The sequence below is a fragment of the Shewanella sp. SM32 genome, from assembly GCF_025654235.1.
Classification (GTDB): Bacteria; Pseudomonadota; Gammaproteobacteria; order Enterobacterales; family Shewanellaceae; genus Shewanella; species Shewanella oncorhynchi.
On the sequence record NZ_JAKKRO010000010.1, the window covers coordinates 1 to 14,848 of the forward strand.

Genomic DNA, 14,848 nt, shown 5'->3' on the forward strand with positions numbered 1-14,848 from the left:
AATTTCGACCTAACTCAGTCAAGGTCAGTGTCTTACATTCAATCAGTGCCTTAGAGGCCAGCATCAAGCTGTTTAATCGTTTTAGGTGAAGTTCTGGGCAGTATTGGTGTAAAGAATGTTGTAGGATATTGGCTTCGCGCATCTTGTTGTCCAAGTGTAGTTTTTGGCGAAACCATTTGATCATGCAACAAGATGCGCTTCCACCCTAATTTGATGATTTATTTGTAAATCATCAGGGGATTCTTCAGTACTTTGGTTGTGTTTGGGGATTTTAGATAATAAAATATCAAAAAATTCATCATCATCGATAGCGTTGGAAATTGTTTTATTTAGAACGTGACGAGCAATGATAGGTTCATTTCTGGCCTCAGAAAAAGCTTTTAGCATTAGATTTATACCCACATGGTATTTGCTATAACCATTATGGTTAAGCAGAATTTTTTCTACTATTTTTTTAAAATCAACTACCCACATAGAAGGGTATAGAAACATCTGAGAAATATCGATTGTTTTGTCAACTGAAGCAATAAATACGCGTGATGGAGGCCATAATTTCTGATCATTGAAAAAGATTTTGGTTAAATGCATTAATGCAGAAAGGATTGATCCTCCCCGTTTAGTGTGCACTTGCTCAATCTCAAAGATGAACAACTCTTGCTCGATATTGGCCCAGAATAGTTCGTTGCGTAATTTGTCAAATCCCTGAATTATGAACTCGTGAAAATGTATGAATAGTTTAGATTCATGAGAGAGTTCTATGTAAACATAGAGGTCTTTAAGGCGTTCTTGGGTTACGTCATGTCCAGCACAGTCTCTCTCTGAATCCGGTTTGCAGGCCTTAGTCAAAATAGCTTCTACATCAGCACCAAGCCTTTCGGATTGAGCTTTAAACCTATCAACCAACTCAATACTGCGATTAGGTATCATTGTGGTCTCCAATATTATTTACCTTGTCCAATACTTCTTGGTAAATATCTACCACCCATTCTTCCATTGCACCATGATGGCCAATTCGACCTTCTAGTGCAAAATCAATGTATCGCTGAGTTGTTTCGAATGACTCATGTGACAAAAGCAGCATGAGTTTTGCTTTTATTTCATTCGGTGAATAGCCTTTTTTAATTAATGCAATTGCCCAATAGGTTGCGAATGTTGCTCTTAAATCATGAAAAGTTCGCTCAAGCCTCTGCATGCCTCTTTCTTTTAACTCAGCCCTAACCTTTTGAATAGAATTTGTTACGCTACTTACTTTCATTCTCTGGCCATTCTTGTTAATAAAAAGAGGTAATGGGTGATCTGGGTTATTTATTCCAAATTGTTGTTCATGTTTTCTTTGACGCTCAAGATATACTTTGTCCTGTGCGTAGTTCCACAGCAAATTCATTAGTGTAGGGGAAATTCGCAGATTAGTTTTTTTACTGAATTTACGCAATAAAGAGAGTGAAAAGCTAACTCTGTTGCTTGAAGGAGCAATTACTTCATCCCGGTTAATTTGAACGACTTCATTTGCACGTAAACCGGCTAAAAGAGCGCACTTTATAAATAGGCCATAGGTTCGGTGAGCATATACGTCAGTTTTCATCAGCAACTTAAGCTCTTCGGCTGTGTATGCGAGTAATCCTTTATCGGGTTTGCTGTCTTTTTGAATAGCATTTTTGGGTATTGTAAGGTTACTAATATGCGCTTTAACGGCCCCAGGATGAGCTTTTATTGAGCCAGGCATCGAAAATAGGGATTCGGCATCATCCAGTCGACGCACACTTATTGCTTTAAATTTTAGCGAGAAAGGTAGCGCGTGAATTTCACCTCTTCTAAAGATCCAAAGGTAATATGTTTTTATATTTTGTAGTATTCGGTTTCCCAGTTGATAGGACATAACTTTTTCTTTTACAAGGTTTGTTAAGTACTGCTGGAATCGCCAAACTGGAAGCAGAGTTTCGGCCTCCATTATGCTGTGTGGATCAAAACTTTGGGGAATAGCCATGATCTCTTCATAGCTAATATTATGCTCAATCATCCAATCCAAGAACTTTCTAAGATCTTTGGCTATTTGCAAGATTGTCTCTATATCAAGTTCACTACCTTTTCTTGCGTTCAGATGACCCTTACTCCAAACGTATTTATCATTTTCCGTGTATCGATTCTGTTTCAATGAAAATGCACCAGTTTTCCTGTCAATAAGGAATAGGTTGAATTCCAAACATTCCATCAGGCGTGCAGGGCAATATAAGAGTGGGAAATTATCGAAAATATTGTCAGTGTGATATTGAAGAACTCTAAATTTAAAGTCGCCATTTAGTTCCTCTAGGATATTGTTATCTTCATCCCTTACGAAATATGGGAGTTTTCCGATGTTTATCCTAGATTTTATAATCTTTGAATGTGAGTGAGACATATGTGCTCCAATTGTACTTTAATAAAGGTAGCGTTAAATTTTAATATGTCAAGAATGGGGTAAGTCTGTTATCAAGTTGTCTCGCATGGGCTGTTGAACACATGAAAAACTTTGAGGGGGCTGCTGTTATTCATCTCCCCGGTAGTGAGCGAAGTGCATGGGGTCCGCTTGGAAAACGGAAAATATCCTACGCTAAGCCTGTTTTTTGTACAGACTACTATTCACTGAGCGTAATGCGCGGTATTTACCCTGTCCCAGTTTGAGGTTTGTTCTCCAGACGTAATCCCCGCTCAGGTTGATATGTTCCCATCCCAGCGGTGACAGATGGGTAATCAGTTGCTCATTAATCGCGATCCCTTTCCGTCTCAATGAATCTACCGCTCTTTCTATATAGACCGTATTCCACAGCGAGATCGCCGCAGTCAGCAATGTCAACCCACTTGCCCGGTAACTCTGGTTTTCCAGTCCCCGATCTCTGATTTCCCCCAGCCGGTGCATAAAGACTGCTCGCGCAAGGGCATTACGGGCCTCACCTTTATTCAACCCAGCCTGTACTCGTCGACGCAGCGAAGGATCCCGGAACCAGTCCAACATAAACAATGACCTTTCTATGCGGCCAACCTCCCTCAGAGCCTTTGCCAGACCATTCTGTTTAGGATAGCTGGCCAGCTTTTTCATCATCAGTGATGCTGTTACCGTTCCCTGCTTTATAGAACTTGCCAGACGCAGTACCTCATGCCAGTGGGTTTCAATTTCCTTCAGATTCAGGCTGGTTGAGGAGATGATTGACTGAAGCCCCGGATACAACTCAGCTTTCCCATGAATAAACAGCCGCTTGTCATGAAGATCCCGGATCCTTGGCGCAAAAGCGAATCCGAGCAGATGCATTAGCGCGAAAACATGCTCAGTGAAACCTGCGGTGTCAGTATAATGCTCTGTAATTTCCAGATCGGTTTCGTGATACAGCAGACCATCAAGTACGTGTGTTGAATCCCGAACACGGCTGATGACTTTGGTGTAAAACGGGCTGTACTGGTCCGAAATATGTGTATAAATTTGCACGCCTGGCTCCTGACCGTATTTCAGATTGACCTGACCCGCATAACGCCCGTGACTCCCCACCCGAAAGTTCTGTCCGTCAGACGATGACGTTGTTCCATCGCCCCAGAATGCTGCCAGAGGCCGCTTTTTCTGCGCATTAACCAACTCGGCCAGCGCGGCTGAATAGGTTTCATCCCTGATGTACCAGGCCTGAATGCCCTCGAGTGACGATTTTGTCGTTCCCGGACAGGATTCGGCCATTTTTGTCAGCCCAAGGTTGATCCCATCGGCAAGAATGGTGGTCAGTAACAACTTTCTGTCTTTAGGTCTGATGTGATTGTTCTTGAGATGGGTGAAATGGCGGGTAAAACCAGTCCAGCCGTCCACTTCATCCAGCATTTCAGTAATTTTAGGATGAGGTAGCATGCCGTAAACCAGATCGCCAAAAGGGGATGCTGTTGAAGGAACACTATTATCCAGCGGGGTAATTTTCACGCCTTTATCCGATATATCAACATCGGGTAAATCACCGGCCAGCGCCATTGCATTAACTTCCTCCAGGCGCGATGCCAGAAGCGTCAAACGGCTCTCAATGTATTCATGGCAATCGCCCGGAACAGCAAGGGGTAACTGGTTATCCTTGAGTGATTTTTCAAAATCGCCGGACGGGATCAGATAATCATCGAAATTCCTGTAACGGCGTGATCCCTTTACCCAGATATCGCCAGAACGTAATGCTCCCTTCAGCTCATTCAGCACGCAAAATTCGTAATATTTTCGGTCAATGCCGGTGGGGGTAATCACAACTTTTCTCCAGCTTTCCGGGATGAAACCGATTGGTGCGGAAGGTGGTACTTTTCGGAGTTGCTTTCGATACATCTCTTTGACGGTATCCAGCGCGTCACCGAGCTGCATTGCAGCGGGAGCAGCCCTGAACTGCAACGCTGACAGCATCCGGGGCGCGTATTTACGCAGCGTACTGTATTTTTCTGTGATCAGATGCAACGGATCGAAGTTGTCCTTACGTGACAGGAACCGCGTCTCTTCCACGCTGTTGATGAATTCCTGCCAGGGAAGCACGTCTTCTATTGCGGCCCAGGGATCTTCCCCAGACTCTCTGGCGTTAAGTAAGGCCTACCCGACGGTAACGTATTGCTTCAGTTTACTCTGAATCAGCTTTCCCGTTTGCTGGAGCCGCTCGGCCTGAGTGCGTTTTGCCCTGCTGAACAGACTGCCCAGAATACGTTCGTGCAGTTCGATAACCTCATCAGTCAGTGTGGCCCGCGCTTCCTGAATGACACAAACCAGCGTAGCGTAACGTCTGACATTGGTGAATTTTGCTAAATCTCTGCTGCTCATTTTCCGGCCCTCACGCGCCAGTTTAAGTAACCTGTTCTGGTGAACGGAAAGCGCAATACCATCAGGCAATTCCAGCGCAGCGATGGAATTAAGCCGGTCGATATGTTGCAGCACGTTTTTACCGTTTATTTTACCGGGAGGCTGAAGTAGCCATGCCAGACGGGAAGGTTGTTCACCCTCTGATATGAGCAGGCTGTCGAGTGCTGATTCATGCTGCTTTTCCAGTTGCGCAGTAAGTGCCGAAAACACGGCTCTGTCAGCGAGCGTGACGACTTCGGCAAGCGTCCGTTCTATCACATCAACAAAAGGGAAAATAACATTATTGTTATGTAGCCAGCTGAGCATTTCTTCCGCCAGCATAAATCCTTTGTCAGTACGCATGGCATAGGGGTGAAGATGCCGGATACAGTCTTTTTGCAGTGACCGACTGAACGGGGATAATTTCAGGTAGCGATAAAGTTCAGTCAGATGTTCCCAGCGAGTTTGCTCTCTTGAGGCATATTCCGGCCATAGACCAGGCTGAAGCTTCAGCCGGGAAGCGATTCTGGATATGACGCCACTGTGAGGGATATTACTTTTGTCCGGAATAAATCCAGGTCCGCGCAGATAACAGAGTAATACAGCAAAGCCCAGGCGATTTGCTGGCCGTCGGTGTTTATTAATGAGTGCAATATCATGTTCATTCAGAAAACACATTCGGGTCAGAATAATTTCATCATCTGGAATAACCAGCAAGCGCTCCTGCTCTTCACTGCTCAGTATCTGTCGCCGTGGCATAAATGCTTTCCTCGCGTATAGTTTCCATATGTTATTGGTTATCAGTGACCGAAACCGGTCGGTTTCGTACACTACTCTGCAAATCTGTCCGAAAGTAAGTGAAATTCATTTCGTACATGCGTTATGATTCGTACATCCATTTCGTACATAAAATATCACTATGTCACGTGTTTTTGCTTACTGCCGGGTCTCTACCCTGGATCAGACCACCGAAAATCAGAGCAGAGAAATCGAGGCTGCCGGTTTTACCGTCCGGCCCCAGCGACTGATTGAAGAACATATCAGCGGTTCGGTTGCCGCCGGTGAACGACCAGGCTTCACCCGACTGCTTGATCGCATGGAAAATGGCGACGTGCTGATTGTCACCAAGCTGGACCGTCTTGGGCGTAATGCCATGGATATAAGAAAAACAGTTGAGCAACTGGCTGCGTCAGATATTCGAGTTCACTGCCTTGCGCTCGGAGGTGTTGATCTGACAAGTGCTGCCGGGAGAATGACTATGCAGGTTATTTCAGCGGTGGCGGAATTTGAGCGGGATCTGTTGCTTGAGCGCACACATTCAGGTATTGCGAGGGCAAAAGCGGCAGGAAAGCGGTTTGGCCGTCCTTCCACACTGAATGAAGAACAGCAACTTTCTGTGATTGAACGCATTAACACCGGGGTCAGTATCAGCGCCATTGCCCGGGAGTTTAATACCACCCGGCAAACAATTCTTCGGGTAAAGGCAGGTAAGCAATAATCCCAGACCCAAGATTCCAGCGTTGACAGTCTGCTCAGTGTCAGAGCGGACATTGTCTACCCACTAAGCCTGAGGGTAATCGTAAGCCCGCTAAGCAACTATAAGATGACCATAACAGCTCCGATGAAATGCCATTTTCAGGCTGTTTACTTCATTTCCAATGTTGGTTCATAACCCATTTTAGCAAGCTCATCTTTTCATCGTCAGGCAGCCGCTTGATTTCTCCTGGATTCAGGCCGGTATAGTTCTTTATCGCGCGAGTGAACGTTTGTTGGGATTCATATCCATGCTCAAGCGCGATAGAAAGAACGGGTTCATTCCCTTTAATGAGCTCAAGTGCAGCCTGGTCCAGCCTGAGATTTTTGATATATCTGCCAAGGGTAATTCCCGTCTGTTTTTTGAAAATTATCTGCATATGCCAGAGCGAAAATCCCGCATGTTCTGCAACGATCACGGTTGTGATGGGTCTGCCCTGTTGTTGAGCTATCCACCCGATCAGCTCATCAATGATGTCCTGATGGTAATCATGTACTGATGACATATTTGCCTCATTACTGAGGGCGCATCATGTGATACGCCCTTACTGGAATTACGCTTTTTTACGGGTGAATTTTTCTACCACACTCATAACCGAGAAGTAGAAAACGGGGACAAAGAAGATGGCCAGTATCGTTCCACTGACCATACCGCCAAATACGCCGGTACCAATGGCATGCTGGGTTTCTGCGCTGGCTCCGCTGGCAATCATCAGCGGTACCACGCCCAGCGTGAAGGCCAGAGAAGTCATCAGGATTGGGCGCAGACGCATGCGGGCGGCTTCCAGCGTTGACTCCAGCAGACCTTTGCCACTTTCATGCATTTGTTTGGCAAATTCCACAATCAGGATGGCGTTCTTTGCCGACAGACCAATGATAGTGATCATGCCTACCTTAAAGAAAACGTCGTTGGGCATATCCCGCATGATGACGGCCAGCACTGCGCCCAACAGGCCCAGCGGCACGACCATCATGACCGACAGCGGAACCGCCCAGCTTTCATAGAGTGCAGCCAGAACCAGGAACACGACCAGCATCGACAACACCATCAGCATTGGCGCCTCTGAGGCTGACTGTTGCTCCTGCAATGACAGCCCGGTCCACTCAACGGCAAAACCTTCCGGTAGCTGTTCAGCGAGTCGTTCCATCTCTTTTATTGCATCTCCGCTCGAATAGCCCTCTGCCGCACTGCCGGTGATTTTGATGGCCTGGTAGCCTTTATAACGTACCAGCTGCAACGGTGAGTTCTCCCATTTCGCCTGGACAAACTCGGAAAGCGGAACCATCCCGCCATTCCCGTTGCGCACATAGAGTTTGAGGATGTCCTCCGGTTGCATACGGAACGGCGCATCTGCCTGGATGATGACCTGCTGCATACGGTCAGCGTTAGGGAAATCATTCACGTAAAGTGAGCCTACTGCACCTGATAACGTCTGGCTGATTTCATCAAACGCCACGCCCAGCGCGAAGGCTTTCTGCCGGTCGATTTGCAGGTTAATGACCTGTCCATCAGGCAAACCGTCAACGTAGACACCCTGAACGACTTTGCTACCCGCCGCCAGTTCCAGCAGTTTATTTTGCGCCTCTTTAAGGGCGGCATACCCTTTACCCGCCCGATCCTCCAGACGCATCGCAAAGCCAGAAGAGTTACCCAGCTCATCTATTGCCGGGGGCATCAGGCTGTAAATTTCAGCGTCAGGATGTCCGTACATTTTTTCCAGTACATGACCTGCTTCGGATGCTGCGGTCGCACCTTTGCGCTCCCCCCAGTCTTTCAGAGTGGTAAACGCCAGCGCTGAGTTAGGCCCGGAACCGGAGAAACTGAACCCCATGATGGAGAGATTAGTGTCGATGCCTTCCCGGCCCAGCACCGTATCTTCAAACTCCTTCACCACGCCTAAAGTACGTTCTGCCGTAGCATCTGAAGGCAGCTGAACAGATGTCAGGAAATAGCCCTGATCTTCTTCCGGAAGGAAAGAGGAGGGAACGCTTCTCATGGAGAAGAACAGAACAAGGCACAGCACCGCATAGACGGCCAGTGAACCGCCAATGCGTTTCAACATTCTGGCAACGCCGCTTTCATAACGGTCAGTCATCGCCGCAAATTTGCGGTTAAACCAGCCGAAAAAGCCACGCTTCTCATGGGCATTTTTATCAACTGGCTTCAGCAACGTAGCGCATAATGCGGGCGTCAGACTAAGCGCCAGGAAAGCAGAGATGAGTATCGAGACCGCCATCGACAGCGTGAACTGCCGGTAGATAGCTCCGACCGACCCCGATGCCATTGCCATTGGAATAAACACGGCGCTAAGCACCAGCGTAATGCCAATGACCGCACCGGTTATTTCCTTCATCGCTTTTTGCGTTGCTTCTTTTGGCCCCAGCCCTTCCTCCGCCATGATGCGCTCAACGTTTTCCACGACCACGATGGCATCATCGACGATGATACCTATCGCCAGAACCATGCCGAACATGGTCAGCACGTTGATGGAAAAGCCCGACATCAGCATGACCGTGAAGGTACCCAGCAGGGCGATTGGCGCCACGATGGCGGGGATAAAGGTGTATCTGACGTTCTGTAAAAACAGATACATCACCAGGAAAACCAGCACCATCGCCTCAATGAAGGTATGAACCACTTTCTCAATGGAGATTTTTACAAAGGGTGTGGTATCAAAAGGAATGGTGTACTGCATGCCCTGTGGCATCGCCTTACTAAGATCTTCAAGACGTAGCTTGATTTGTTCCGCTGTTCTGACGGCGTTCGCCCCCGGAGCCAGCTGGATCGCCGCGCCCGTTGAGATTTGTCCATTCTCACGCGTAGAGAAGGTGTAACTTTGTGGCCCCAGTTCCAGACGGGCGACGTCAGAAAGCACCACTCGCGAACCGTCCCGGTTCGATCGTAACGTGATATTGCCAAACTCTTCAGGTGAACTGAGCTGGCCTTTAACCAGTAACGGATAAGTAACCTGCTGGCCCGGCACTGCGGGGGAGTCCCCCGTTCGGCCCGCGGAAATCTGGGCGTTCTCTGCGGTTATCGCCTGGCTGACATCACTCACCGTCAGACTGTACTGATTGAGCCTGACCGGGTCTATCCACACGCGCATGGCTTTTTCCGCCCCAAACAGCTGGACGCGCCCCACGCCTTCTACCCGGCGTAGTTCTTCAATCATATTGCGGGAGAGGTAGTCGCTTAAATCGCTTTCTGACATCTGTCCCTGTTTTGAAGAAAGCCCGACGATCATCAGGAAGCCAGAAGAAGAAGCTTCAACATTCAGGCCATTCTGACGCACCACCTGAGGTAACCTGGGTTCGACAATTTTGATACGGTTCTGAACATCAACCTGAGCCAGATCCGGATCGGTGCCCGGCTTGAACGTGACCGTAATCGTCGCGGTACCGGTGGTATCGCTTGATGACTCAAAATAGAGCAGGTTTTTGACCGAAGAGAGCTCACGTTCGATCAGCGCCACAACATTGTTATTCATCATCTCGGGCGTTGACCCCGGATACGTCGCATAAATACTGACGCTGGGTGGGGCTACTGAAGGATAGCGGGCAATGGGCAATTTAGGGATAGCGATAATCCCGAACAGCACGATAAAAACGGCAATAACCCAGCCGAAGACGGGGCGATTAATAAAAAACTGAGGCATCGGAAATCCTTAAAAGTGTAAATGCGGTTACGGGTGTGCACCTTGCGCCAATTGCAACGAAATCCCTTCCTGTAACCTGCTCATGCCTTTGATAACTAACTGGTCGCCAGCCTTCAGACCCTTTAAAATGGAGAATTTAGCGCCAATGGCTTCTCCCAGCTCAACCTCGACAGATTTCGCTTTCCCCTGATCGTTGAGCCAGACATGGGTTTTATCACCTTCGCGAACCACCGCTTCACGGGGTACCGTCAGGCCATCCTTCTCCAGCAGGCGGGTTATTTTCGCCTGCACATACATGCCCGGAAGTAACGTTCTGTCCGGGTTATCGACCAGCAGACGCATCACAACATCACCCGTACCCGCATCGACACTGACGCCGGTAAAGAGTATTTGTGCCTTGTTGCCGTAGGGTGTGCCATCTGCTGCGATAATTGTTGCCTTCGCTGCATTTTTATTGCGGGCTAATGTTCCAGCTGCGGCGTGTAGTGCGTTCATGCGAGCGGCAGGTTGTCTGACATCGACGTACACTTTGTCTATTTGCTGCACGGTTGCCAGCGGCTGCGTATCATTGGCGCTGACCAGCGCGCCTTCGGTAATGAAATTCTGATCAACCCGCCCGCCAATAGGGGATTTCACCGTCGAATAGGAAAGATCCAGTTGCCTGCGTTCGAGCGCAGCACGGGCCTCTGAAATAGCTGCTTTAGCCTGATCGGCCGCGGAAAGCGCCTCGTCAAAAACCTGCTCGCTGACAGCTCCGGTATGTTTTATCTTCGCCAGCCGATTTGCCTTAGCCTGTAATTGACGGTAACTGGCCTGCGCTTTTTGTAGCGAGGCCGCAGCACTGTTAACTTCAGCTTTAAACGGTGCAGGATCGATCTGGAATAATGCCTGACCCGGCGTTAACTCACTTCCCTGGTTAAACTTCATTTCAGTGACGATACCGCTCACCTGAGGTCTTATTTGTGCAATCCGGTAAGCTGCCACGCGGCCCGGAAAAATATGTTCCTGGGAAACGGGTTCTGCGGTAAGCGTTGTGACATCAACGATGGCCGGAATTTCTTCAGTCTGTGTAGCGGTTTCAGAGCCTGAGTCACAGGCACACAAGAGCCAAAAGAGGGATAACACACTTATTTTCGTCGTTCGTTTTAGCATCATTCCAGTCAATTCCTGATATTTAAAATAGGCACTACGTGTTAGAATGATTATATACTTCATATGTTTAGATTGAGTGCAGGATGTATGGAGATTGCGTGGAGCACGAAAAATTTGAGCGGATACCGGGAGCAAAAATGAGAAACGTCAAAATCCTGCTGGCAGAAGATGAAAATGAAATTGCAGAGATTCTTGCTGCTTATCTGGTGAAAGAAGGGTTTTCGGTGGTCAGGGCGAAGGATGGTCGGGAAGCAATCACCCTTTTTAATGCCGAATCTCCCTCTTTTGTTATCCTGGATATTCGAATGCCGCATGCCGATGGCTGGCAGGTGCTCAGTGAAATCAGGCGGGATAGTGATGTCCCGGTTATGATGCTGACCGCGCTGGACGCAGATATTGATAAGATTCAGGCTCTGCGAACAGGGGCCGACGACTACATTGTTAAGCCCTTCAATCCTGCGGAAGTGATCGCCAGGATCCACGTCATTTTAAGACGCATGACTTATCACCACGCCGACAAAAACCAGCTCTCGTTCAGCACTCGCCATATCGCTCTGAACGTCACCAACCATGTTGTCGTGATTAAAAATACCGATACTGATATTGGCAGCCAGTTAACATCGACTGAATTTAAAATTCTTCTGCACCTTATTCGTTACCCGAAACGGGTATTTTCCCGACAGGAAATTCTTGAATATTGCCTGCCAGAAGGCGATGCCAGTGAGTGTACGGTTGACAGCCATATCAGCAAGCTCAGGAAGAAAATCGAACAGGCGGGATTACCGTCTGTTCCTGAGAGCATCCGTGGTTTTGGTTATCGGCTGGGAGACTGAAATGGCCAAAACCGGTATTCGGTACCAGTTATTCATCCTGACTTCCAAGGTGGCAGTCTGCACTCTTGTTTTGTTGTCCATTGTTTACAGCACCTACATCACGGTATTTGCTGATGGTCACGATGAATACAGCTGGATCCCAACCACCCATGACTGGATGCTGACGCTGATTTCGGGTTTGTTATCTTCTGTGGTGGCGTTAGGTTTTGCCTGGGGGTTTGCCCGTAAAGTGATCACGCCACTGAATGCGGTTGCAGAGAGCGCCCGCAAGATTGCGGAAGGCCAGCTTGGCGAAAGAGCAAAACATAGCATGCGGGAAATCAGGGAAACGGCTTTACTGGTCGATGATTTCAATGCGATGGCGGATAAGCTGGAAGTGATGTCCAGCGAGATGAAGAAATGGAATGCGGCCATCGCCCACGAACTCAGAACGCCGGTCACCGTTTTACGCGGCAGAATCCAGGGCATTCTGGATGGTGTGTTTGCTAAAGATGAGCGCCAGTTTGCGATCCTGCTTAACCAGACTGAAGGATTATCAAGGCTCATCGATGATTTACGAGTTTTGAGTCTTTCTGACAGCGGACAGCTCTATCTTTATCGCGAAACAATTCAGCTGGATCAGTTGATCAAAACCGGCGTTGAACTCTTTCGCGATGACCTTGAAAGCAAAGGTCTGACACCTGCTATAGAGGTAGAGCAAGTAATCGGCTTTGTGGACAGAATTCGTATCAGCCAGGTGTTATCAGCGCTGTTGAGTAATGCCCTTAAATACTCTGTTCCCGGTAAACTCCTCATCACCTGCCATTTAATCAATGGCGATATCCGCATAACGGTTGAAGATGAGGGGCCGGGTATCCCGTCGCAAGACCGTTCGGCTATATTCGATGCTTTTTATCGTGCAGATAATGTGCGTTCAGAGAAAACAGACGGCTCAGGCCTGGGGCTGGCTGTAGTGAGTTCCATCGCGAGAGCTCATGGCGGTCAGGTAAGCTGCAAGCGCAGTGACCTGGGAGGATGTTGTATTGAGTTTATGCTGCCTGCGGAGGTTAATTGAATTGCACTGGCTTCGCGAGGTGAATGACTGGTGTAATTATGAAAGTCTATATCTCGCTCAAAACAGCCTGTCAAATGATGACTGCTTAAAAACAGGCTTAACGTGGGATATTTTCCGTTTTCCAAGCGGACCCCTTAAATCTCAGCGACTGATTGAAGAACACATCAGTGGCTCAGTTGCCGCCAGTGAGCGGCCAGGGTTTTCTAAACTGCTCGACCGGATGGAAAATGGCGATGTGCTGATTGTCACCAAACTTGACCGTCTGGGACGCAACGCGATGGATATCAGAAAAACGGTGGAACAACTGGCTGCTTCAGATATTCGCGTTCACTGCCTCGCTCTGGGCGGTGTGGATCTGACAAGCCCAGCAGGAAAAATGACAATGCAGGTCATCTCTGCTGTGGCTGAATTTGAACGAGATTTGCTGCTAGAGCGCACGCACTCTGGTATTGCGCGGGCAAAAGCAGCAGGAAAGCGGTTTGGACGTCCTTCAGTACTGAGTGAAGAACAGCAAAGTACGGTGATTGCACGGATTAACGCCGGGATCAGTATCAGCGCCATTGCGCGGGAGTTTAATACCACCCGGCAAACCATACTCCGGGTAAAGGCAGGGAAGTAGTGATCCTGAGTTCTTATCTGGACGGTCTGCTATGTGCCAGAAGCGGATATTACAATGTGCAGGTATTAAAGTCCGCTATTAGTCGTTAGCAGAACGTTAGTGTAAGGGCGATGAGCAGCGCAGCGGGTTATGGTCCCAGTATTCTGTGTAAATTATCTTGGCCGGTTTCAATATTATGCTGTAAAAATCATGGTAACAACAGAGTTTAAAATTAATCACTCATAGATAGTAATTTTTTGGTAATAGGTTTGCCAGACCTCACGCTAGTACAACCGAATAGGTATTACGACCACGTTGTTTACTTAAATACAGCTGCTGGTCTGCCAGTTCTATAATATTACTATCGTAGCCTTTCGCTTCATCGGCGACGGCAATGCCAACACTGATGCTCAGTTTGGTGGCGGGAGTTTGGGGGTGTGCGATATCTAATTCCAATACATGATGCAGCATCTTTTTTGCCACGGTTACTGCGCCATTTATATCGGTATCGGCTAGCAACACTACAAATTCTTCACCTCCATAGCGGGCGACCGTGTCAGCCTGTCGCCCGTTATGCTTTAGGGCACTGGCCACTTTACGTAAAGCATCATCTCCTGCTAAGTGGCCAAACGTATCGTTATATTTCTTAAAGTAGTCGATATCAATCATCAATACTGCAAGAGGACTCAGTTTACGTCTATGTTGGGCAAGTTGGATTGATAAAACGTTATCAAAATAGCGGCGGTTATAAATACCGGTTAACCCATCCAGATAAGCGAGAGAACGCAGTAAGTCAGCTTGTCTTTTCAGGGCTAAGTGAGCCTTTACCCGGTTACGTAATGTATTTGTATTAAATGGCTTTTGAATAAAATCGACGCCACCTGCATCCCAGCAGGCATCTTCATCCGTTTCATGCTGCAAGCCTGTGACGAATATGACCGGGATATCTGCCAGTTGTTTATCGGCTTTTAATTGCCTGCATGTTTCTAATCCATCCTGCTCAGGCATTACTACATCTAACAAAATGAGATCAGGCCGACTGTCGTGGCAAACTTTTATTGCCTGTTTGCCGCTTGTGGCCATCAGAATATTGTACTCGTTGCCTAAAACCTGAAAGACAATCTGAATATTAATAGGTTGATCATCGACAACTAAAATGGTTGCAGGGAATTGGCTGATAGCTACATTTGGTATAGTGTCAGCTGACAT

At 47.8% G+C, this 14,848-nt stretch carries 10 protein-coding genes and 2 pseudogenes; 4 read left to right on the plus strand and 8 right to left on the minus strand.

The features are described 5' to 3' along the window. The 4 genes and pseudogenes from L5M10_RS06015 to L5M10_RS06030 all read right to left on the minus strand — a co-directional run. Positions 1-142, minus strand: a pseudogene (locus L5M10_RS06015) (IS4 family transposase); the annotation flags it as partial. A 38-nt stretch (positions 143-180) separates the two neighbouring features. Further along, a complete protein-coding gene (locus L5M10_RS06020; RefSeq protein WP_263255022.1) occupies positions 181-927 on the minus strand; it encodes a hypothetical protein in 747 nt (248 codons plus the stop codon). After that, positions 917-2,395, minus strand: a complete 1,479-nt coding sequence (locus tag L5M10_RS06025; protein WP_069453630.1) for a tyrosine-type recombinase/integrase — start codon at positions 2,393-2,395, stop codon at positions 917-919. Before L5M10_RS06025 ends, L5M10_RS06020 begins: the two co-directional genes overlap by 11 nt. Positions 2,396-2,587: 192 nt before the next feature. Further along, positions 2,588-5,572: pseudogene (locus L5M10_RS06030) on the minus strand (Tn3 family transposase). 160 nt (positions 5,573-5,732) lie between these two features. Here L5M10_RS06030 and L5M10_RS06035 point away from each other — a divergent pair. After that, positions 5,733-6,311: a recombinase family protein gene (locus tag L5M10_RS06035; RefSeq protein ID WP_086903633.1), complete on the plus strand. Its 579-nt coding sequence runs from the start codon at positions 5,733-5,735 to the stop codon at positions 6,309-6,311. A 151-nt stretch (positions 6,312-6,462) separates the two neighbouring features. On the opposite strand, the gene L5M10_RS06040 is transcribed toward L5M10_RS06035, so the two are convergent. Genes L5M10_RS06040 through L5M10_RS06050 form a run of 3 tightly spaced genes read right to left on the minus strand, consistent with a single transcriptional unit; the run spans position 6,463 to position 11,157 of the window. Beyond that, positions 6,463-6,852, minus strand: a complete 390-nt coding sequence (locus L5M10_RS06040) for a helix-turn-helix transcriptional regulator (protein WP_263255023.1) — start codon at positions 6,850-6,852, stop codon at positions 6,463-6,465. Between the two features lie 48 nt (positions 6,853-6,900). Next, the gene (locus tag L5M10_RS06045) at positions 6,901-10,002 is read right to left on the minus strand and encodes an efflux RND transporter permease subunit (protein WP_263255024.1); all 3,102 of its coding nucleotides are present in this window, start codon (positions 10,000-10,002) and stop codon (positions 6,901-6,903) included. Between the two features lie 27 nt (positions 10,003-10,029). Then, entirely contained in the window at positions 10,030-11,157 is a 1,128-nt protein-coding gene (locus L5M10_RS06050) for an efflux RND transporter periplasmic adaptor subunit (protein WP_263255025.1), read from the minus strand. 95 nt (positions 11,158-11,252) lie between these two features. Here L5M10_RS06050 and L5M10_RS06055 point away from each other — a divergent pair, with 95 nt between their 5' ends. The 3 genes from L5M10_RS06055 to L5M10_RS06065 are packed head-to-tail and all read left to right on the plus strand — an operon-like array spanning position 11,253 to position 13,660. Further along, on the plus strand, positions 11,253-11,987 hold the full coding sequence (locus tag L5M10_RS06055; protein WP_263255026.1) for a response regulator: 735 nt from the start codon (positions 11,253-11,255) through the stop codon (positions 11,985-11,987). 1 nt (position 11,988) lies between these two features. After that, positions 11,989-13,041 (plus strand): ATP-binding protein, encoded by a 1,053-nt coding sequence (locus L5M10_RS06060; protein ID WP_263255027.1) that lies wholly within the window; start codon positions 11,989-11,991, stop codon positions 13,039-13,041. A 1-nt stretch (position 13,042) separates the two neighbouring features. Further along, complete coding sequence (locus tag L5M10_RS06065) at positions 13,043-13,660, plus strand: recombinase family protein (protein ID WP_263255028.1); 618 nt, start codon at positions 13,043-13,045, stop codon at positions 13,658-13,660. A gap of 258 nt (positions 13,661-13,918) precedes the next feature. On the opposite strand, the gene L5M10_RS06070 is transcribed toward L5M10_RS06065, so the two are convergent. Next, complete coding sequence (locus tag L5M10_RS06070) at positions 13,919-14,848, minus strand: diguanylate cyclase (RefSeq protein WP_218678307.1); 930 nt, start codon at positions 14,846-14,848, stop codon at positions 13,919-13,921.

Excerpts from the sequence above, each read along its gene's own strand:
- L5M10_RS06040 (WP_263255023.1), bottom strand. The coding sequence starts at position 6,852 with ATGTCATCAGTACATGATTACCATCAGGACATCATTGATGAGCTGATC.
- L5M10_RS06025 (WP_069453630.1), bottom strand. The coding sequence starts at position 2,395 with ATGTCTCACTCACATTCAAAGATTATAAAATCTAGGATAAACATCGGA.
- L5M10_RS06070 (WP_218678307.1), bottom strand. The coding sequence starts at position 14,848 with ATGTCAGCTGACACTATACCAAATGTAGCTATCAGCCAATTCCCTGCA.
- L5M10_RS06060 (WP_263255027.1), top strand. The coding sequence starts at position 11,989 with ATGGCCAAAACCGGTATTCGGTACCAGTTATTCATCCTGACTTCCAAG.
- L5M10_RS06050 (WP_263255025.1), bottom strand. The coding sequence starts at position 11,157 with ATGATGCTAAAACGAACGACGAAAATAAGTGTGTTATCCCTCTTTTGG.
- L5M10_RS06020 (WP_263255022.1), bottom strand. The coding sequence starts at position 927 with ATGATACCTAATCGCAGTATTGAGTTGGTTGATAGGTTTAAAGCTCAA.
- L5M10_RS06035 (WP_086903633.1), top strand. The coding sequence starts at position 5,733 with ATGTCACGTGTTTTTGCTTACTGCCGGGTCTCTACCCTGGATCAGACC.
- L5M10_RS06045 (WP_263255024.1), bottom strand. The coding sequence starts at position 10,002 with ATGCCTCAGTTTTTTATTAATCGCCCCGTCTTCGGCTGGGTTATTGCC.